Origin of the sequence: Psychrobacter communis, assembly GCF_014836505.1 — a bacterium.
GTDB lineage: Bacteria > Pseudomonadota > Gammaproteobacteria > Pseudomonadales > Moraxellaceae > Psychrobacter > Psychrobacter faecalis.
The window spans coordinates 171,605-193,316 of record NZ_JACSQR010000002.1; the positions used below are offsets into that span (position 1 = coordinate 171,605).

At 44.1% G+C, this 21,712-nt stretch carries 19 protein-coding genes; 13 read left to right on the forward strand and 6 right to left on the reverse strand.

Annotation, left to right across the window (positions count from 1 at the left end; all coding sequences use genetic code 11):
- The first annotated feature begins 193 nt into the window (after positions 1–193).
- Complete coding sequence (locus tag H9653_RS01665; RefSeq protein WP_191689960.1) at positions 194–2,635, forward strand: site-specific recombinase; 2,442 nt, start codon at positions 194–196, stop codon at positions 2,633–2,635.
- A gap of 257 nt (positions 2,636–2,892) precedes the next feature.
- On the opposite strand, the gene H9653_RS01670 is transcribed toward H9653_RS01665, so the two are convergent.
- Both H9653_RS01670 and rsmA read right to left on the reverse strand, forming a co-directional pair.
- Positions 2,893–3,750, reverse strand: a complete 858-nt coding sequence (locus H9653_RS01670) for a symmetrical bis(5'-nucleosyl)-tetraphosphatase (protein ID WP_191689962.1) — start codon at positions 3,748–3,750, stop codon at positions 2,893–2,895.
- A gap of 44 nt (positions 3,751–3,794) precedes the next feature.
- Entirely contained in the window at positions 3,795–4,658 is an 864-nt protein-coding gene (gene rsmA, locus H9653_RS01675; RefSeq protein WP_191689964.1) for a 16S rRNA (adenine(1518)-N(6)/adenine(1519)-N(6))-dimethyltransferase RsmA, read from the reverse strand.
- A 499-nt stretch (positions 4,659–5,157) separates the two neighbouring features.
- On the opposite strand from rsmA, the gene H9653_RS01680 reads away from it, so the two are divergent.
- Positions 5,158–6,096 (forward strand): lantibiotic ABC transporter permease, encoded by a 939-nt coding sequence (locus H9653_RS01680; protein WP_191690055.1) that lies wholly within the window; start codon positions 5,158–5,160, stop codon positions 6,094–6,096.
- A gap of 224 nt (positions 6,097–6,320) precedes the next feature.
- On the opposite strand, the gene pdxA is transcribed toward H9653_RS01680, so the two are convergent.
- Positions 6,321–7,412, reverse strand: a complete 1,092-nt coding sequence (gene pdxA / locus H9653_RS01685; RefSeq protein ID WP_191689966.1) for a 4-hydroxythreonine-4-phosphate dehydrogenase PdxA — start codon at positions 7,410–7,412, stop codon at positions 6,321–6,323.
- A gap of 359 nt (positions 7,413–7,771) precedes the next feature.
- On the opposite strand from pdxA, the gene dnaB reads away from it, so the two are divergent.
- The 3 genes from dnaB to argF all read left to right on the forward strand — a co-directional run bounded on the left by dnaB (position 7,772) and on the right by argF (position 11,619).
- Positions 7,772–9,175, forward strand: a complete 1,404-nt coding sequence (gene dnaB / locus H9653_RS01690; protein ID WP_068405205.1) for a replicative DNA helicase — start codon at positions 7,772–7,774, stop codon at positions 9,173–9,175.
- 188 nt (positions 9,176–9,363) lie between these two features.
- Positions 9,364–10,488, forward strand: a complete 1,125-nt coding sequence (gene alr, locus H9653_RS01695) for an alanine racemase (protein ID WP_191689968.1) — start codon at positions 9,364–9,366, stop codon at positions 10,486–10,488.
- A 207-nt stretch (positions 10,489–10,695) separates the two neighbouring features.
- A complete protein-coding gene (gene argF, locus H9653_RS01700; RefSeq protein WP_144296248.1) occupies positions 10,696–11,619 on the forward strand; it encodes an ornithine carbamoyltransferase in 924 nt (307 codons plus the stop codon).
- 138 nt (positions 11,620–11,757) lie between these two features.
- Here the strand turns inward: argF and rpiA are convergent, their stop codons facing one another.
- Complete coding sequence (gene rpiA, locus H9653_RS01705; protein WP_191689970.1) at positions 11,758–12,417, reverse strand: ribose-5-phosphate isomerase RpiA; 660 nt, start codon at positions 12,415–12,417, stop codon at positions 11,758–11,760.
- A gap of 378 nt (positions 12,418–12,795) precedes the next feature.
- Here rpiA and ilvA point away from each other — a divergent pair, with 378 nt between their 5' ends.
- The 8 genes from ilvA (at position 12,796) to H9653_RS01745 (ending at position 19,768) form a co-directional block, all read left to right on the forward strand.
- On the forward strand, positions 12,796–14,349 hold the full coding sequence (ilvA, locus tag H9653_RS01710; protein ID WP_068405198.1) for a threonine ammonia-lyase, biosynthetic: 1,554 nt from the start codon (positions 12,796–12,798) through the stop codon (positions 14,347–14,349).
- A 202-nt stretch (positions 14,350–14,551) separates the two neighbouring features.
- Positions 14,552–14,884: an excalibur calcium-binding domain-containing protein gene (locus H9653_RS01715; protein ID WP_191689972.1), complete on the forward strand. Its 333-nt coding sequence runs from the start codon at positions 14,552–14,554 to the stop codon at positions 14,882–14,884.
- Positions 14,885–15,060: 176 nt separating this feature from the next.
- Entirely contained in the window at positions 15,061–15,501 is a 441-nt protein-coding gene (locus H9653_RS01720; RefSeq protein ID WP_102077557.1) for an RNA-binding S4 domain-containing protein, read from the forward strand.
- A gap of 191 nt (positions 15,502–15,692) precedes the next feature.
- Entirely contained in the window at positions 15,693–16,190 is a 498-nt protein-coding gene (locus H9653_RS01725) for a low molecular weight protein-tyrosine-phosphatase (protein ID WP_102077558.1), read from the forward strand.
- Between the two features lie 143 nt (positions 16,191–16,333).
- Entirely contained in the window at positions 16,334–17,482 is a 1,149-nt protein-coding gene (gene murB, locus H9653_RS01730) for a UDP-N-acetylmuramate dehydrogenase (protein WP_191689975.1), read from the forward strand.
- The gene (locus H9653_RS01735) at positions 17,472–18,248 is read left to right on the forward strand and encodes a YdcF family protein (protein ID WP_191689976.1); all 777 of its coding nucleotides are present in this window, start codon (positions 17,472–17,474) and stop codon (positions 18,246–18,248) included. The genes murB and H9653_RS01735 overlap by 11 nt, the downstream gene beginning before the upstream one ends.
- Before the next feature lie 148 nt (positions 18,249–18,396).
- Entirely contained in the window at positions 18,397–18,636 is a 240-nt protein-coding gene (gene ccoS / locus H9653_RS01740; RefSeq protein ID WP_068405191.1) for a cbb3-type cytochrome oxidase assembly protein CcoS, read from the forward strand.
- Between the two features lie 169 nt (positions 18,637–18,805).
- Positions 18,806–19,768: a sulfite exporter TauE/SafE family protein gene (locus H9653_RS01745; protein ID WP_191689978.1), complete on the forward strand. Its 963-nt coding sequence runs from the start codon at positions 18,806–18,808 to the stop codon at positions 19,766–19,768.
- 108 nt (positions 19,769–19,876) lie between these two features.
- On the opposite strand, the gene H9653_RS01750 is transcribed toward H9653_RS01745, so the two are convergent.
- On the reverse strand, positions 19,877–21,031 hold the full coding sequence (locus H9653_RS01750; protein ID WP_404814798.1) for a DEAD/DEAH box helicase: 1,155 nt from the start codon (positions 21,029–21,031) through the stop codon (positions 19,877–19,879).
- Positions 21,032–21,252: 221 nt separating this feature from the next.
- On the reverse strand, positions 21,253–21,468 hold the full coding sequence (locus H9653_RS01755) for a cold-shock protein (RefSeq protein WP_068405185.1): 216 nt from the start codon (positions 21,466–21,468) through the stop codon (positions 21,253–21,255).
- Between the last annotated feature and the right edge of the window lie 244 nt (positions 21,469–21,712).

Sequence of the window (21,712 nt, forward strand, 5' to 3'; positions counted from 1 at the left end):
AAGCGTATTAACTTTAATAAGGGTTTTTTAGTTTTAAACAGTAAAGTGATGCATTGGCACGCTAAAAATTAACACTCAAAAACTCCCCTCACTTATTACAACATTGATAAACACAGCATTTGCTAAAAAAAATATCTCCTTGCCCATACTCAATAATAACAATGATTGAAATAACTACCATAAGGGATGCAATGTGTCAGAAATAAAACACATTTTACAACAGATAACTGCCTTAAGTGATGTGCCAGATCCTGCGGTACTCAAGCGCTTAATCGATGAGCTACGTGTCAGCGACAAAGAGCCAGCGTTAGCCAATCAAAAGATGCAAGATTTGATTGATATTTTACGTCAGCATCCAGAATATGCCGATGGACTGTCAAGCTTCGTTTTAAAACTCATCATTGAATATCGCCAAATTGCGTTATATACCGATACGGGCATCATGTCGGATCAAGGCTTTTTTAATAGTCTGCGCCGCCTTATCGGTCATCGTTTTTTACCCCTGCTGCCACAAGAAGATTCTGTCATAGAATTGGTCGGTTATTTGTTTGACAGACGCTCTGATGAGCGCTGGCTTGCCAATATTGACAAAGACAAATGGGATGAGATGGTCGGCCTACTCAAGGTCAATGAGCAGCATTTAAACTTGGTCGCAACGGCAAAAAACAGTATTTTGAACGCGATTATCATTTTATCGTATCGGATTAGCGGCATCGGCTTGCATCCAGATTTGATGGAATTTTATCCGCAAATGCTCAATTACTCGGCGTCATTTGTGGCACAAAATCAAGAAGCTGTGCTGTACGTCAATCAATACCGAGAAGCGCATGAGCTTGACACTCTAACCGATATTATCCCTGACAAAGCGGTCGATCCTGCGCCATTACTAGTGATGATTGAGCAATGCGAAGATATCGTTGCCACCATACGTAAGCGCATTTATAAAACCGGTATCTCTATCCGCCTAACCAATATGATGCTGCGTTTGGATCAAAGCTTGCAGCGCATGCGTATCTTAACTGAGCTGGTAGCAGACAATTATGATAAGCGCGATCAGGCCATCATTGAGCTGATTCAAGCGCTGATTACCACCGCTAGCCGCCGCTATAGTATTGGCTATCTGATTGATAATAATACCAAGCTGCTGTCGCGTAAAGTCACCGAAAACGCCAGCCGCGTTGGTGAGCATTATATTAGTACCGATAAATCTGGTTATCAGAAGATGTTTAAAAAAGCCTCTATCGGTGGCTTTATCATTGCTTTTATGGCGACCACTAAGATATTGGCGTACCATCTGGCGCTTGCACCGATGGGACGCGCCTTTATCAATAGCATGATTTATGGTTTGGGCTTTGTTTTTATTCATATCGTCCATGGTACGGTCGCCACCAAGCAGCCCGCTATGACGGCAGCGGCAATCGCCTCTACGATATCTGATGGTTCTGGTAAGAAATCGCATCAGTTAAATAAGTTATCAGAATTGGTAGTCGATATCTTACGAACACAGTTCGTTGCCATCATGGGTAATGTTATGGTGGCCATACCCGTTGCCCTAACTATCTCTTTCGTTTGGCTGCATAATACGGGCGAAGCAATGGTGAACACTGATAAAGCCGCACATTTGCTGCATAATCTTGACCCCTTTCACTCCTTGGCGCTTCCCCATGCAGCTATCGCTGGTGTGTATTTATTTTTGTCTGGTCTTATCGCGGGTTACTATGATAATTTGGCGGTTTACAACCAAATCGGCGCCCGTATTCAGCGTCATAAGCTTTTGCAATACTTATTACCCAAAGCTTGGCTTCAGCGTTTGGGCGGCTTTATCGAAGCCAATCTCGGCGCCATTATGGGCAACTTTATATTTGGCGTATTTCTAGGCAGTACCGCTACCATAGGTTTTATATTTGGCCTACCTATCGATATCCGCCACATTGCTTTTGCCTCTGCGGATTTAGCTCATGGCTTATTTAATCTATCGTCGAGCCAACTAGATTGGACCATTGTACTTACCTCTATTTTAGGCGTTGCCCTTATCGGTATGACGAACCTTGTAGTCAGCTTCTCGCTAGCATTGTTTGTCGCACTGCGCTCCAAAGAAGTCAAATTTATGGAGTGGAGCCGTTTAACCAAGCAACTTTCTAGTCACCTGCTCACCCATCCTTCTGACTTTATCTGGCCGCGTGATAAGCCTATGAAGTACGCTCGAATTGACAGTCAAGGACATATGATTTTTGATGATACCAGCCCCCATAAAGGCGGACAGACCATACCGCATAACTATGTGGTACGCCGTTTATCTGACGTCAAAATCCTGCCCAAATCTAAGCAAAAAAGCATGCAAAATGAGCAAGCTATTACTGATATATATTATAATAATAATATATCGGATAGCTATGCCGACGCGGCGCTGAAAAGTCGAGAAACGCACAGTACTACTAAGCCAGTAAGCGCCAAAAAAACGATCGACCTCGATGATGGGCTAATAGATGAGGAGCTAAATAGCGTCCCTTATAGTAATGACATTCAATACGATAAGTCGTATAAAGACGACGACAGCAATCCTGATAGTAAAGCTGCTGGCGATGCCAAAACGCCCTTGCCTAAACCGAAAAAACCACCAAACCTACCCAGTTAAGGGAACGGCGTTGGTGGCTTAAATAGCAGCTTGACTAACGGTTTTTTTAACTTACGAATTAGATGATAAATTATTTTTTTACAGATTTTATCTCAGAAAATATAGTCAAAATAACCTAAAAAACGCTACGGTATCGCTGATATCAATTTTTTGTACCCTCTGTCTGAGCAGGCACAGCAAGCAAGAAAAGTTGATATCAGCAGTGCGTGATGTATCGATATTACTTTTCACTCACTATAGCATATAATGTGGTATGACTATTGTTCTGTTGGCTCTTCTGTTGGTGGTAGGCAGTGAGAACTTGAGGTGATGGCTTTGCCGTCGCCCAAGCGATAAGCAAATAAATAGTTACCCCAAACACAGCCACCATCAAGCGCACGCGCATGCGGCAAATCAACATCAGCGTTAAGCGCCGCCCAATGACCAAATAAAATCTTGCGTGCACGTGGTACTTGCCATTCAAACCAAGGCAAAAAATCCTTTGGCATGGGCTCATCTAATCCTGCTGAAAAATCAAATTCAAGCGAGCCGTCTTGTTTGCACAAACGCATTCGAGTGAAGTAATTGGCTATCGCGCGCATCTTTGTGTAGCCATGAATGTCTGCATGCCACTCATCGGCAGTTTTGCTATATAGATTCGGCAATAAGCGATCAAGCTGTTCTAAGCTGCCTTTTAGTTGGACCTCTAACTGCTGTGCATATTTCGCCGCCGCCTTAATCGTCCAATGCGGTGGGATACCCGCGTGTACCAATACCGTCTGCTCATCAGGATAAGCCAGTAGTGGCTGATGGCGTAGCCATTCTAACAATTCATCGCAATCATCGGCAGCAAAGATAGGTGCGGTCTTATCTTTTTTCTTGAGCGCTGTTGCCCCGCGCCAAACCGCAATTAAATTGATATCGTGATTACCCAATACCGTTGCCGCAGCTCCTTGTTCACATAGTGCTTTGACATGACGTAAGGTACTTAACGAATCTTCACCGCGTGCCACCAAGTCGCCGGCAAACCATAACTTATCTTGCGCTGGGTCAAAATCTAAAGTTTCAAGTAATTGCAGGTAGGCCGCATAGCAACCCTGCAAATCACCGATGACATATTGATGGCGAAAACTCATAAACCCTCTATCATTTTTGTTTGATAAATTAAGCGTCTAATAAATTAAGAGGCTAAGTGACGCGCTTGATTGCTTAAATTGACAAAATCTTTCACACTTAACACTTCCGGACGCGCTTGTGGATCGATGTCGCAAGCGGCGAAATCGGCTTCGCTCAGCGTCGGCAATAACGTAGAATTTTTAAAAATAGCGCGTAGTGTCTTACGGCGATGGTTAAAGGTCTCACGTACCACAAGTGCGAAATATTCCTCATCTTCTGCTACAATTGGCTTATTGATATGCGGTGTCAAGCGAAAAACCGCACTGGTGACTTTTGGCGGCGGATTAAAGGCGCCGCGCGGTACGGTCAATAAATAATCGGTATCGCAATGGTATTGCATGATGACCGATAGACGACCATAGGTTTTGCTGCCAACGTCAGCGGTGATACGCTCAACCACTTCTTTTTGCAGCATAAAATGCATGTCTTGAATGACATCGGCATAACTGAGCAAATGAAAGAGTATCGGCGTAGAAATATTATACGGTAGATTGCCCACCACGCGCAGCTTACCGCGCTCAGGACTATATAGCTGACGATAATCAACATGCATGGCATTGTCTTTGATAATCGTAAAGTTTGGATGGCTATTAGCCCCAATACGAATGCGCAAACTATCTGCCAAATCACGATCCAGCTCGACCACGGTCATCGCATCGACTTCTGCTAATAGCGGCTCTGTTAGCGCGCCCATACCGGGTCCAATCTCGACCAAATTATCGTCACGCTCTAAACGAATGCTCTCAACAATCTCACGTATAACACTACGGTCATGTAAGAAGTTTTGACCAAAGCGTTTACGCGGTTGGTGTTTGGCAGCGCGTAGGCTGTTAGAAATAGATTGAGCATCAAACGTAGTTTTGGACATAAAAAGGTCTTAATCGATAAAAGATAAATGGACTATAGCGCTATGGCAGCAATGTGCTGGATTTATATGCGCTTTTATTTGCTGGCTTTGTGATACGAAATTATAGCACAGCTCATAATTACACTGTATTTTTGAGACATTATTATTAATAAACTACCCATACCTTAGCACAACCGACACAGTGCCTTATTTTTGTTCTAAAATCCTTTATTATAACGACGATCATGAGAATAAGCATGGTACCCTAGTGAGGACTTGAATATTAAGCTGTCGGCTAATGGTATCAACGTTTTAACTCGCTAAAACAGTCACAGTGTACTTCGTGGTGTACTTACCATACATATTCTATCTGTGATCGATGCGCTATACAGGCATCAATGTGGTAGGTATATGAGACACCTCGGAATTTTAATACTCTCTAAGATTGTTGGATATCAAACAATCCCAGCGTGGTTCAGCATATGTATCAAAAAAACATTTTTTATTAGGAAAGGCCATGCTGCTTAGTTTTATTGCGCGCCATAGCACATTAATTATGCCAGTTTGTGCAATTATGGGCTTTGTTTTTCCAAACTTATCCAATGCAGTATTGGTATATTTACCCCAAATATTGTTCTTCTTGATGTTTTTTACTTTACTAGGCATTGACCAATATGCACTTTTAAAGCGTATAGCGACAAGCTATGTATGGGTTTTTGCCTTGTTACAAAGCGGGGGCATGAGTCTAGCTTTAATAGTAATTGCTTATGCACTCGGTGTACGTGGCGATTGGCTATTGGCGATTGCAGGTCTTGGTGCCACTGCCCCATTATTCGGTAGTGGTGCGTTGGTCAATGCGGTGGGATTTGATGCACAACTGGCGACGGCAAAAACTATCGCTGCTACGCTCGTTATGCCCTGTACATTATTAGGCGTATTATGGCTATTAGGCAATGAAAGTTCGAATTTAGACGTTGGTCTTTATGTCAAACGCTTGTTAGTTTATATTTTCATGCCAATGGTGCTAGCTGTGGGAGTGCGTCGGTTTGTTCCACCTGCTATTTTGTCACGTTATTATCCCAAAATTGGGCAGTTTAATATTTTACTGCTGATGTTGTTTCCACTGGGACTGATGGCAGGATTTCGTACTACGTTTGACCATAATCCCTGGCAAGCGTTGTTATTACTAGTGCTAAGTTCGGTATTGGCATTGGTGTTTTATTTTACCGCTTATATAATATATCGGCGTTTTGGCTATGAGAATGCTATTGTCGCGGCGCTGGTATGTGGCGGACGCAATGTATTACTTTCTTACACCATAACTGTACCCTTTATGGGTGCGGTGTTTCTACCGTTACTGGGTGCTTTTCAATTACCAATGTTTTGCTTACCCTTACTGGGCAAATATATGGCAAAACGCCATACAACTAGGCCTATGGATTTAAAATCAAGTTTTTGAACAGCCAGACTGTTAATAGATGATTTATCGTTTAAAGGATTTATTTTTTGAGTATACCCCAAGGGAACCACTTATTTCACCCTTCAAACCTATTAACAGACCACTTATAACAGACTGGTATAATAGAACCACTTATATTAGACCGTGTTTGATGATTCATAAATAGCCGTTATTCACAACAAAGTTACCCAGTACTGCGTGACAAATGCCACTAGGGCACTAACTTATGCAAGAGGTCCATTAACAAGCGATTTATCTGCCATCTCATTGGCCATCAGGAGTGCTTGGTATAAGCTGGTCGCACTTGCGCCGCCGCGCCCTGCTAAATCAAGCGCCGTACCGTGATCAACTGAGGTACGAATATACGGCAACCCCAAGGTAAGATTGACTGTATCGCCAAAGCCGTGCGATTTGAGCACTGGTAAACCTTGATCATGATACATCGCAATGACCGCGTCGCAGTTCGCCAAATGTCTTGGGGTAAATAAGGTATCCGCTGGCATTGCTTCTGATATATCGACGCCTACGTCGATAAACTCACGCAATACGGGATTGATAATCTCAATCTCTTCAACGCCCAAATGCCCGCCCTCGCCCGCATGCGGATTAAGACCGCAAACCAAAATACGTGGCTGCGTTAAGCCAAACTTCTCGCGCATATCGTCAATGACAATTTGCACCGTTTGGCGTACATTATCAGCGGTGATAGCAGCAGGTATGTCTTTTAATGCTAAATGCGTGGTAACAAGCGCCACTTTCATGGCTTGATTGGCGAGCATCATCACGACTTTCTCACAGCCACTTTGCTGCATAAAAAACTCGGTATGACCGCTAAACATGGTGCCATCGAGCAGTTTAATATCAGCATCTATTAAGGCAGATTTTTGCAATGGCCCTGTGACGATGGCAGCGACTGTTTTGTTGGTCGCTAACTGATGGGCGATATCCAACTGCTTGGCAACCATGGCCGAATTGCGAGTATTAATTTTTCCGCAGACAACGGGTTCAGCACAAGACGTATTTAACAAAATAAACGCATTATCATCATTGTCATCAATAATTTGCTGTGACATTTGATTTAAAAATTCATCGGCCTCTATTTCCAAATCGACAATTTGCCAAAATGGACAGCTCTCGAGCACGCCTGCTGTTACCAGCATATCAGAGCGCTTTTGCATTGCGGTGCTATCGGCAGTAACCCAGATTGGACGCTTAAAATCGTGCAATTTACCCTCAGCTGCTAATAGCAGCACGATATCCATACCAATGCCAGCAGGCTCACCGGTTGTGATTAATAATGGTAGTCTTTTTTGCATAGTAAAATATCCTATTTCGACATTAAGAATATGATTTTATTGTATTTATTATTACGAAAACGAGCGTTTAAGAGGGTCTAAGCCGGCGTAAATTTTATATCATAGCAGATGGCATTTTTATAGATAATTACTGATAGCAGCCGAAAAAACGCTAGAATGTGTTAAACTTTCGCCTTTCATTGTAGCATTTACCAGCAAGCGCTGAGACCACCTTTTGGTACTTCTCTCGTAGAGCTATGCCGCGCTTGCGTGACGGTATCACTCCTAAAATAAATACTGATAGCACATAGCTATTTATACTCTTATATAATTAATTTTATACCGACTTTTGAAACTGACTTTTAAGACACTGGGCACCCATGGCAGACAACGAAAAAACCGACGACTTACTCAATCAGACACCGCCGCACAATATTGATATTGAAAAGGCCTTACTGGCGTCTTTGATGAGTATCGAAGAGGCATACGATAAGATTGCAGATATCGTCACCAAAGACGATTTTTATGCGGGGCGTCACCAGTATATTTTTGATGCAATTGCGCATTTGGCAGCGGTCAACGAGCCTTACGATACGGTAATGGTGCATGATTGGTTGGAAGCACAAAAATTGCTTAAAGGTGCCGGCGGTGACAGCTATTTGGCCGATATTTTGAGCCAAAGTCCTGCCACTTTGTTTAACCTCACTGCTTATGCACAGCGCGTGCGTGAGCTGTCGACCTTACGTCAGCTCATTACCACGGGCAATGACATGCTGACCCTTGCCTATAATCCTAAAGACCAAACGGTAAGCGATATCTTGGACAATGTTGAGGCAAAAATATTTAGTATCAATGAGCAGCATAATAAACGCGCAGAGCAACGCGGTCCCGTTGGTATTACCTCAGTATTGACCAATGTCATTGATAAGATTCAAGAGCTAAAGTCTAATCCTGACGGCATGATAGGTTTACAAACGCCATTCGTCGAGCTAAATAACAAAACCCAAGGCTTACAAGCCGGCGATTTAATCATTGTAGCGGCGCGTCCGTCTATGGGTAAAACCACCTTTGCTATGAACTTAGCAGAAGGCGTTTTGTTTAATGAAGATTTGCCCGTGGTGGTATTTTCGATGGAAATGCCAGCGGAGTCCATCGTCATGCGTTTGCTGTCGTCTTGGGGTGCGATTAATCAGACGCACTTGCGCTCTGGGCAAATGAATGAAGATGAATGGGCAAAAATGATGAATGCCATTCAGCATTTGCAATCTAAGCATTTATATATCGATGACAGTACCGCCCTGCCGCCCTCTGAGCTGCGTTCGCGCTGTCGCCGTATTGCCAAAAATCATGATGGTAAACTTGGCGCTATCGTCGTCGATTACCTACAGCTAATGAAAGTACCTAGTCTTGACGGTAACCGTGTGGGCGAAATCTCGGAAATTTCTCGTAGTTTAAAAGCCTTGGCTCGTGAGCTTGAATGTCCGGTTATTGCGCTGTCCCAGCTTAACCGCAGTCTAGAAAACCGTCCAAATAAGCGCCCTATCATGTCGGATTTGCGTGAATCGGGGGCGATTGAGCAGGATGCCGATTTGATTATGTTTATTTATCGCGATGAGGTTTATAATGAAAACTCAGACCACAAAGGTGTGGCTGAAATCATCATCGGTAAACAGCGTAACGGCCCTATCGGCACCGTCCGCTTAGGCTTTGAAGGGCAATTTACCCGCTTTATTAACCTGACACCAGAATACTATCAAAACGTCAGCTTTGAGAATGATGAATAATCGGCTGACTAAACAATACATATAATAAGCTTTAACTTTAAAACGACTATGAATAAAACTAGCCAGTGCGTCATCAGCCAAATTGATGACGCACTGGCTTTATTGCTTTACCCCATTATTAATAACATCATTTGTTTAATGAAATCGTTTTACTAATAAAAATAACTTTGTCAATAAAGAAGGCAATTATGCGCACTATCACAATCAAACCAGCCGCCATTACTCATAATGTGGCACAAGTTAAAAAACTGGCACCGACGGCTAAAGTTCTTGCTATGGTCAAGGCCAATGCTTATGGTCATGGCGTCGCTGCTGTCTTACCAGCATTGCAACAAGGCGAGCAACAGGCTGATGGTATCGGCGTTGCAACCTTGATAGAAGCCTTGGAAGCGCGACAACTTGGCTGGGATAAAACCATTGGTCTCATCGAAGGCGCATTTACCGCCAAGGAATGGCAGCTAGCGATAGAGCATGATATCAGCTGCGTGATTCATCATGAGCCGCAATTAATGTGGGCATTAGAAAAAACCCCACCGACTACCAGCGCCACTCGAGTGGTTTGGCTAAAATATAATACTGGCATGAACCGCTTAGGCTTTAATGACCAAACGCTGATTCCAGCAGCCAAACGTTTGCATAAAGCCGGTTATCAGCTGATTTTAACCACTCACTTTGCCAATGCCGACGACCGCGCTCATCCTCTAAATGCCATTCAAATCCAGCGCTTTAACGACATGCTACAGACGTTACGAGAAACGGTGAGCAGCGATGTAAAAGGCTCATTGTGCAACTCAGCAGGTATCGTCAATTTCCCCGAGCATCATCACGATTGGGTACGTCCGGGCATCATGCTTTACGGTAGTACGCCTGTCACTGATAAAAGTGCGCGTGATTTGGACTTACAGCCAGCAATGGAATTTAGCGCCCAAATCATCGCGCTACAAACAGTCAACGCAGGTGACGGCATTGGTTATGGCAGCCGCTGGACTGCGATGCAAGATACCAAAACAGCGTTAGTCAGCATCGGTTATGGTGACGGCTATCCACGCGTGGTGAGTGCTGATGCCTATGTTTCTGTTATTGACGATACCAACAACCAAAGCTACCCATGTGCGGTCATCGGACGCGTAGCCATGGATATGATTGTCATTGACGTCAGCGCTGTGCCAAACAGCGTGGCGTTAAATAGTAAAGTATTACTGTGGGGTGACGCGCCGCACGTCGATGAAGTCGCCGCCCATGCTGAAACCATTAGCTATGAGCTGCTATGCCGCCTAAGCGCGCGCCCAACTCGAAACATAACAGAATCCTAATCGTTAGATATGAACATCATGACAGTTTGCCAGATAAAAGAGACAGCGCCAAATCATGGCAAATTGAACATTTACATTAAGCCCAATTGCGCTATACTAAAAGTTTGTTGTCACCACAGTATATGCACTGACGCGATATGATTACTGACTGACAACGTAACATTTTTATCGATTTTTCATCGATTGTGATCGACTGCTAGGATTACTATGAGTTTGCGCCATTTTTTGACCCTATCTGATTTAACCAAACAAGAACTAGAAAACCTCATCAAACGCGCTTGTGAATTACGCAAAATGCAACATGCCGGCGAGATATATCAGCCCTTCGTTGGGCGGACGCTTGGCATGATATTTGAGAAATCATCCACTCGCACACGTATCTCATTTGAGACGGGTATGGGACAGTTTGGCGGCAGCGCTATCTTTTTGTCGCCAAACGACACGCAGCTTGGGCGCGGTGAGCCGCTAGAAGATTCGGCGCGCGTTATCTCAAGCATGGTCGATATCATTATGATTCGTACCTTTGGCCACGAAAAAGTTGAAACCTTTGCCGAATACTCAAGTGTGCCGATTATTAATGCCCTGACTGACGAATTTCATCCGTGCCAGCTGCTTGCTGATATGCAAACGTATTATGAGCATCGCGGCAGTATCGAAAACAAAATCGTCACTTGGGTTGGCGATGGCAACAATATGTGCGCCTCTTACATGCAAGCGGCCAATCAGTTTGGCTTTGAGCTGCGTGTTGCTGCCCCTTATGGATTTGAGCCTGACCCTGAGCTGATGGAGCGCTTCTCACATTGCGTGAGCTTGGTCGAAGATGTGCAAGATGCGGCAAAAGATTCAAACTTAATCGTCACCGATGTCTGGGCAAGCATGGGGCAAGAGTCTGAACAAAACACTCGCGCACGCCGTTTTGCGCCCTATCAAGTCACGCCATCACTGCTTGATAAAGCTGACCCCGAAGTGGTATTTATGCACTGCTTACCTGCGCATCGCGGCGAAGAAATCTCTCACGATATGCTCGATGATCCACGCTCAGTGGTTTGGGACGAAGCGGAAAACCGCTTGCATGCGCAAAAAGCCTTGATGGAGTTTTTATTAAAAGACAAAATTAAGCTACCTGCCTAAAAATAGGTTGTTAAAAACATATCGTGATATTTTGCTAAACCAGCAAGCTGCAGATGAACAGATACGAAAAAGGCAGCGCATATTTTAATGCGCTGCCTTTTTATTGTTTATGACTTTATTTAGCGATAAGTTAATGCATTAACGCGTCAAAGTGGTCACCCCATCACTGCCCGCTCTAAGCAGCACATCAGCTTGATTGGCAGCAAAGATACCATTACAGACCACGCCAACGATATTATTTAACTCTTGTTCAAACGCCAATGGATTACTGACATCCAAATCATAGGTGTCTAAAATCACATTACCATAATCGGTGACAAAATCTTCACGATAAACCGGCTCACCGCCCAAACGGACTAATTGCCTTGCTACATACGAGCGCGCTTGTGGCAGTACTTCTATCGGTACGGGAAATTCGCGCCCCAAGCATTGCACACTTTTGCTTTCATCAACCATACAGACAAACTTGTTGGAAGCCGCAGCGACGATTTTTTCACGTGTGAGCGCACCGCCACCCCCTTTAATCAATTGCAAATGTTCATTTACCTCGTCAGCGCCATCGATATAGACATCAAGCTGACCGGCAAAGTTTAAATCGACGATGTCGATACCCAAGGCGCGTAGTTTATCTTCGGTGACCTGTGAGCTTGCGACCGCGCCAGCAAGCCTTAACGTCGGCAATAACTCAATCAAACAATTTACCGTACTGCCTGTCCCTACGCCAAGTATCATGTCATCTTCGATATAGCGGAGGGCAGCTTTGGCTGCGGCTTGCTTTTGTGCTTGCTGATCACTCATCATAAATCCTTGGAAAAATAAACGTCTTACTCTAAAAGAGCTAAAATGATAAAAGAGGTAAAATGATAAAAGAAATAAAAGGCGCGCTTATTATAACCGATGGCTTTAAGCGATGTTAGCGTAAAACCTATTCTAAATACTCATTGAACCCTCTCATTACGCATACTTACTTTAATGTATTCATAAATGAGCATCTAAACTTTAATAAACTCTCGACGAAATTTGCAATTGTGTCTTGCAAGATAGTGAAAATCAGCATAGGCTAATCTATTTCGTTTTTGTGCTTATCTTTACTGGTTTATTGCTGTTTATTATTAAATACCAATTTATAACCATTTGCACTTCTTTTATTCATCTTCACTTTGTTTAGGAAACATTATGCTGTCACATTGGGTACGAGCCATCTTGCAAGCCACCGTCTATGACGTCGCCATTCAAACACCACTTGAAGCTGCACCGAAGCTGACCCAACGTTTTGCTAATGATATTCGATTTAAGCGCGAAGATTTGCAACCGGTTAAATCCTTTAAGTTGCGCGGTGCTTATAACCGTATTAGCCAATTGAGCGATGCGCAAAAAGCACGCGGCGTTATTTGTGCTTCGGCAGGTAATCATGCGCAAGGTGTTGCCTACTCTGCCCGTAAGCTTGACTTGAATAACATCATTGTGATGCCAACCACCACACCGGATATCAAAGTCGATGCGGTACGCGCGCTTGGCGGTAATGTCGATTTGCATGGCGACAGCTTTGATGAAGCCAACCGTTATGCGATTAATCGTGCTGAGACCGAGGGTTTAACCTTTATTCCGCCATATGATGATGAATTGGTGATTGCAGGGCAAGGCACTATTGGTCTGGAATTGACCCAGCAATGGCGCAACATGGATTATGTCTTCGTTGCCGTAGGCGGTGGCGGTTTGATTTCTGGTGTGGCAGCATTTTTAGGTGAAGTGGCGCCGCATGTCAAAGTTATTGCGGTCGAAGCGGAACAATCAGCTTCACTAAAAGCGGCGCTTGAAGCGAATGAACGCGTTAAACTCAAACAAGTTGGACTGTTTGTTGATGGTGTCGCCGTTGCTCAAATTGGCGAGCTGCCTTTTGATATCGTGCGTATGCAAAAGGGCGATGCATCAGGTCCTTTAGTCGAGACTGACGTGGTCACTTGTACCAATGATGAAGTCTGCGCGGCGGTGAAAGATATCTTTGAAGAAAACCGTAGTATCGTTGAGCCTGCTGGTGCTTTGTCCGTTGCAGGCATGAAAAAATATATTGAAGCCAACAATTTACAGGGCAAAAACTGCGTTGGTATCATCTGCGGTGCCAACATGAACTTCGACCGCCTACGTTATATCGCCGAGCGTACGGAGATTGGTGAGAAAAAAGAAGCCATCTTTGGCGTAACGATTCCTGAGCAAACCGGCGCGTTTTTAAACTTTTGCCGCAGCCTACATGGCCGTAATATCACCGAGTTTAACTATCGTGCCGATAGCAAAAAATCACCCGACTCTATGGAACCTGCGTCTATTTTTGTCGGTATCGCCTTAAAAGAAGGTGAGAAAGAGCGTCAAACGATTAGCAACCAATTGGCAGCCGATGGCTATGAAGCGCATGATTTAACCGATGATGACATCGCCAAATCTCATATTCGTCATTTGATTGGCGGTCATGCCCATGTCGAAAATGAGCAATTATTAAGCGTAGTATTCCCAGAACGTCCGGGCGCTTTATTGACCTTTTTAGAAAAATTGGGCGATGACTTTAATATTACCTTATTCCATTATCGCAACCACGGTGCCGCTGAAGGTCGCGTATTGGTTGGCTTACAAGCTTCTGAGGGCAACTCTCGCCAGCTACAAGATGCGCTTCTTGATATTGGTTATGACTGCACCATGCTCAATGACAATATTGGCTATCAATTGTTTTTAAAGTAATCACCATATAGTACAGCATAGGTAATCTTTCATTTATCAGGTCGGTCTTTTAGCGATTAAAAAGCTGGCTCTGATAAATGAATAATGATCACTTACTGACAGTATTTACTCATTTGCAGCGACTATTATTAGGTGATAAGCCGTGACTCAAAAGATACTGATGTTTATATTATTGCTAGTTTTAGGTCTCGTGGGTTATAAGATGCTGCAACCTAAAACCACAACTAGCAATCATGTTACGGCTGATACTTCAGTTGCTGCTTTTACCGCGGCTGATTTGGATGATATCCCGCCAACGTATGTGGATTTAGAGGCAAGTTCAACCTCAAGCTCAGTAGCAAATCCAGCTGTAACGTCACAGCTAGTACTAACAGCGCAATCAGCGGTAGCGCCAAGCTTTGCGTGTGATGGCAGGCGACATTGTTCTCAGATGACCTCATGCGCAGAAGCGACTTACTTTATACAGCACTGTCCTAATACAAAAATGGATGGTAATAATGACGGCATTCCTTGTGAAAAACAGTGGTGTCATTGATTTTTAAGTTCTAGACTTCCTATTCATGCAATACAAGACCGTCATAACAATGGTTAATTTATTTTACTTATTCACCATAAAAACCCATTTTTAAAAACTTTAATCACTCACCACTCTTTTAATTCCCAAAAAAACCACCATTATTATCTTAGTTTATTGATATCTATGAGGTTTTGATGAGTAAACATAACAAAAACCACAATCAGCCAAGCCATAGCCAACCAGATACGGTACGTATGCGTCTTGATAAATGGTTATGGGCTGCGCGTTTTTATCGCACCCGCACTCTTGCCAAAGAAGCCATCGAAAGCGGTCGCGTCCATTATGCAGGGAGCCGTGTCAAAACCAGTAAAGAGATTGCAATCGGAGATGAGCTCAGTATTCGCCAAGGCTCAGCCACCGCCATGACTGAAAAAACCGTGATTGTCGAAGCGCTAAGTGCCCAACGTGGTAATGCAACTGCCGCCCAAGCGCTGTATTCTGAGACTGAAGAAAGCGAAGAGCGCCGCGCCTACTATGCCGAACAGCGCAAACTGGCCAATCTTGCCCGCCCTGATAATAAACCCAATAAAAAAGAGCGTCGTGATTTACAACGCTTTAAAAACAAGCAAGAATAAAGGCTGCCAGTAACAGCAGTATTCTATTATTTATTGCCTAGCGTGACCCTATTGTTTACCTCTGCTCTTGCCATTCAAGGTATTAACCGTTACGCTAACCACCAATTCATTTATTCGATAACATGCTAAGCAACCGCATAATCATGCTGGTCTTGATGGCATGTTTTTTTGTTGTGATAAAAGGTCATTATATGCCAATCAAAGCGTCTACTCCTTCCTCTGTTCTAGTGGTTTGTTTGGGGAATATTTGCCGTTCACCGACCGCCGAAGAGATTTTTCGTCAGCAAGCAGCGATTGCAGGGCTGGCGATGAAAGTGGATTCAGCAGGTACGGGAGACTGGCATATTGGTCATGCGCCAGATGAGCGGGCACAGCGCCACGCCAAAGCCCATGGTTACAACATCAATAAGCTGGTCGCGCGTCAAGTGAGCGCTGATGATTTTCGTAAGTTTGATTTGATTTTGGCGATGGATGCGCAAAACTTAGCTGACCTACAAGCCATAAAAGACAGTATCAGCGATACAGATGGCAAGCTTGCCAAACTGGCATTATTTAGTGAAGAAGACCCAACTTACGGCGGCGACGATGTACCAGACCCTTATCAAGGGGACGCCGATGCTTTCGAAGAAGTGATTGAACGTATTGAATCCAGTTCACAAGCTTGGATTGAAAGTTGGAAAACTGCTTAGTTTAATAGTTCTTAGCGCTAAATGTTTAACCACACTCAATAATAGTTAGCGATAAAGTGCTATATTTCTGCTACTTTTATGCCGCTCATCCTTTATAATAAACACCGCATGATTTTTTGTTTATTTGCCCTATAGGCTATGTTATGACCTCAGCTTTACGCCATGATTTCAGCGCTCAACCTGCGACACCAACCAATCTTGCAGTGAATATATCGCAGGATAATTTAGTCGATTTGTCGCATAGCAATACCATGGCATTAGCATCTATGGCGGATGTGGTCGTCACACTAACCGATGAGGCACAGCTTGATGACTTTATGGCAGATTACGGAAAAGAGGGAGCATCTACTAAGCCATTGTTCGTGCTCTCGGGCGGCAGTAACGTTTTATTGCCTGCAAACCTAAATGCGATTGTCTTACAGCCACAGATGGGCGGTATTAGCGTGACAGCGCGGACAGACGGTTATGTCGATATCGAAGTAATGGCTGGTGAAAACTGGCACGACTTGGTCATGCATACGGTTGCTCAAGGTTGGTATGGCCTTGAAAATCTGGCACTGATACCAGGTTTGACTGGCGCGGCGCCGGTACAAAATATCGGCGCTTACGGTGTGCAATTAGAAGACAGCCTAGAATACGTGCGTGCTTATCATCTGCCAACCCAAACTTGGCATCAGCTAACAGCAGCAGACTGTGAGTTTGGCTATCGTGATAGTGTTTTTAAGCGTGCGCCCAATACTTGGCTGATTACGCGCGTTGGTTTTCGTCTGCATACCGATCCCAGAAAAATCCTTGCCAGCTACGGTGATGTGCAGACGGTTTCGCAGCGCTATGCCGAGCAGCGAGGACGCAGCCAGCCCAATCCTGCTGATGTCATGCAAGCGATTATAGATATTCGCCAGCAGAAGCTACCCGACCCCAAACAGCTACCCAATTGCGGCAGCTTTTTTCAAAATCCTATTATTCCTCAAGCGCAATTTATAGCGCTACAAGCCATCCATCCTACCATCGTTGGCTATCCAATGCCCGATGCCATGGTTAAGGTGGCAGCTGGCTGGTTAATTGAACAGGCTGGTCTAAAGGGGCATGGGTTAGCGCCAATACTCACCCATCAGCAGCAAGCGTTAGTGTTGACTAATCATAACCCTTATCAAGCAACGCAAGCGGATGTGGCAAAAGCGCAGCAGCATATCGCTGACATTGTCTATGAGAAGTTTGCGATTGAATTGGCGCGCGAGCCGGTTTGGGTAAATGCTGACGGCTCTATTGGATTTGATGAGCATGTGGTCTAAGCGATCATGGTCCAAGCGCTTATGGCGCTCTTATTTACGTTCAGCTGAGCGTATGATAAAGCTGTTTCGTATTATTAATGCCACTTTTTTGCTTGGCTCAACGGCCGTTATTCTCGTTCTTATCAGTTTGTTTACCCCGCTATTTTCGCAAGCGGTGGTTTATCTCTTAGCACATTTACCCTTACCAAAGATGCCACCTGCCGCCATGAGTTCTCCGCCGACCGCTTATGTGGTGTTGGGAGGCGGCTTGACTAATGACAATAACAATCAAACTATTCTCAATAGTTATAGCCTTAATCGCGCCCGTACAGCAGCTACCGCCTATCATGACTTGCCGCTACCTATTGTCCTGAGCGGCGCCGAAGCGCCTTGGCTTGGTCAGTGGCTTATTGACCATGGAATTGACGGGCTTATCAGCGAAAACGCCAGTATGAATACCTGTGAAAATGCGCGTTTTACTGCCAAGCGCATTCCTCTGTATCATGTGTACCTTATCACCGATAGCTATCACATGGCGCGCGCGCGCAGACAGTTTGCTTTAAATGGCATTAATAGTACGCCAATTAATGCGCCCTTACCGGTACGGCGTGATTGGATGGAACCAGCGCAAAACTTAAGCCATTCGCGGCGGGCAGTTTATGAAGTTGCCGCTTACTTACGTGATGTCATTCGTCCGCAAACAAACTGTCGTGATGCCAACGATGTGACCTCGCAGCAACTATTAACCCCAAGGGGTAATGTCGCTAAAAACCCTACTGAGCAATAGCCAGCTGGCATTTACTGTTTTAGTTTTAATATCATTAGATACCTATTATTGCCCCATTATCCACTGTCTTATTTTTGAACTTTATAGAACATTTATAACACTTGCAATAAGTGTATAATATAAGAAACTGCTATGAAAGAGGTTTGCCATGCTCAGTATATTTTTATTAATTCCTTTAAGTTTAATGCTGTTCGTGGTCGCTATCTGGGCAATACGCTATGCGGTTCGATCAAACCAATTTGAAGATTTAGATAATGCATCGCAGCGCATTATCTTGGATGATCGCCAAGAGCGTCGCCAAACCATTCAAGCCCATGAGCCTAACGAGAATACCCCTCAAGCACCGCAAACCAATGATCCAGCAGACTCCAACAGAATCGACGATTGAGTGCTACCGATTCACCTTTTACCGATATCGTCTTAATAAAGCAAATATCTATCAATAAAACTCAATCCTTTAGCCTTTTATATCTCATTTATACCTGACTGTTTTTATCATTTCTTTAGGGCAAGGATAAAAGCAGGCTCACCCTTTACCGTTTTTAGGAGAAACCCCCATGACCACAGCTTTACTCGTTGCGGCATTACTAATGGGATTTTTAGGTTCACCGCATTGCTTAGGCATGTGTGGCGGTTTGGTCGCGGCATTTAGTTTATCGATGAAAGATGTCAGCCCTGCTAAGCGCCGTGCTTTGATAGCGACCTATCATTTCGGACGTTTAAGCAGTTACGCATTTTTGGGCTTGGTTGCTGGACTTGTTGGCACCACTGTTTTAGAGCCGTTGATGACGGGAAACAGTATGCCTCGTATCTTATTGGGTTTGGTATTGGTCTTTGTGGGCGTCACCATGCTTGGCGCGCCATTTTTAGCCAAACTTGAGCGCGTCGGCATGCGTTTTTGGCAATTCCTTAGTCCGCTTCGCCAAAAAGTATTTCCACTTAATACCTTTCCGCGTGCTTTAGCGGCAGGGTTATTATGGGGTTTTTTACCTTGCGGCTTGGTGTATGGTGCGCTACTTATCGCTGTCGTTGCTCATAACCCACTGGGTGGTGCGGCATTGATGTTTGTCTTTGGTTTAGGAACTGTACCGATGTTAGTGGCTACCCACGAAACGGTCGGTTGGCTACGTGAAAAAATTGGCCGTATGCGTTTAAGACAAATTAATGGCGCTATCATGGTGTTATCTGGCTTAGCGGTTGCTTTTGTTCCTATGATAATGGCTAGCATGCATGGTGGCCACGGCGGCGGTAATGGACATGGCGAGCATGCTCAAATGAATCATGGCAGCCACGCCGCTATGATGGCCGATAGCAATACTTCCTCTGAAGCGACAACAGCGACCACCGCCCATCATAATATGAACAACATGCAGCACGAGATGACGCCCGCTATGAATGGCTCAATGCATGATATGCCACATGATGCAGATAACGCTATGAATCACAATATACATAATATGACAGATGAGCAGCAAATGAATAGCCATCCTCATGAAGCTATGCCAGAAACTGCTCAATAGCAGCATAAAAAATATCATGACCCTATAAAAAAGCCCTTAACATCATGATGACGTTAAGGGCTTTTTTATGCAGCAATATTTATCAAAATAAAAGTTGTTTTAATAAAATCATTCCTGCCACTGCTGAAGACGAAAGTTGGTATCCAAATGCTTTTCTAATGCAGGGATATTAAAGGCATCATCTTCGCTGACGAAGCTAATACTGATACCGGTTTGGCCCGCGCGTCCAGTACGTCCAATACGGTGTACGTAATCATCTGGCTGATCTGGCAGGGTGTAATTAATCACATGACTGACATCATCAACATGAATACCGCGTCCTGCCACATCGGTCGCGACCAACACAGAAGCATGACCATCTTTAAAGCGTTGCAGATATTTTTCGCGCTTTTGCTGAATCACATCGCCTGATAACATGACGATTCTATGTCCCTGACGCAGCTTATGATACAAGCGCTTAACCTGATCTTTACGGTTGGCAAAAATAATCACCTTCTCGACTGTGCTATCAGTGATGATACGCTCGACCGCTGCTAATTTTTGGTCTTCGGTTAATAAGTAAAAATGCTGATCGACCAATTCACTGGTCTTATGCTCAGGCTCAATCTCTACAAACTCTGGCTCATGCAACCAGCGATAAGCGAGATTCATCACATCTTGGTTAAAGGTGGCAGAAAACAACAAGCTTTGACGATCAGTATTTGGCGGCATACGACCAACCAAACGCTTGATATCCGGGATAAAACCCATATCGAGCATACGATCGGCTTCATCTAACACCAACACTTCGACGCGATCTAGATAGACCATACCTTTGTGCATTAGGTCAATCAAACGACCTGGAGTGGCAATTAAGATATCCACATATTGGCGCTCAAGCTCATGCTGCTGAGTTTCATAATTGGTGCCACCCATGATACACACGCTGTGTAGCGAGGTATATTTGGTCAGAGCAATACAGTCGTCAAATATCTGCTGGGCAAGCTCACGGGTTGGTGCCATAACAACGGCACGTGGCTCACCTAAATAACGTTCTTCATCGGTAGCAAAAGGACGTTTTAATAACGCTTCCATAATGGTCAGTAAAAACGTTGCCGTCTTGCCAGTACCGGTTTGCGCCTGTCCGATAGCGTCTTGATTTGCCAATGTATGCGGTAATATCTGTGCTTGAATGGGTGTCAATTCAGTAAAGCCTAAATCATTTACAGCTCGCAAAGTGGCATTTGATAACGGCAAATCGGTAAACGTCTTAAAAGTACTCAAAAAAAATATCCTTTTGTATAATTTGCCTGCCATTAATAGCATATCTGCGCTAAGCAGACAAACAATAAAACAAGCATGCATAAAAAAGCCAAGCCTAACATCTAAACTTACCAAATATGCTGCGTTTTATTCAACATAGGCAAGACAGACGGGCTTGACTTAGTAGTATATCAGTAGTTTGTAACGACATTATAGCCAAACGACATTAATGTCGGTAGCGATTACTCTTCTACTTTTCTGACTTCTTCAGCTTGCAGGCCTTTTTCGCCTTCAACCACACTGAACTCGACTTTTTCGCCATCTTTTAAAGAGCGATAACCATCACCTTGGATCGCGCGGAAATGGACAAAAATATCTTCGCCGCTATCACGTTGAATGAAACCAAAGCCTTTTGAGTCATTAAACCACTTAACGATACCTTGCTCACGAGCTGACATAATATTACTTCCTAAAAAGTCACTTAACCCCAAATTCCTTTGCGACATTGCATATAAACGGGGTTGAAGATTATGAAATCAAAATGTAAGAGTACTACTTTACATACCATCATCGCCTCATAAAGCCTGTTATTACTCTCTTTATGAATCAGCGTATAGTAAATTCATCCTCACCAACATAAGCAACTATCAAAATACTCTAAGCATTATATTATTTGCTTATATCAGCGCTAGCAACAAACAA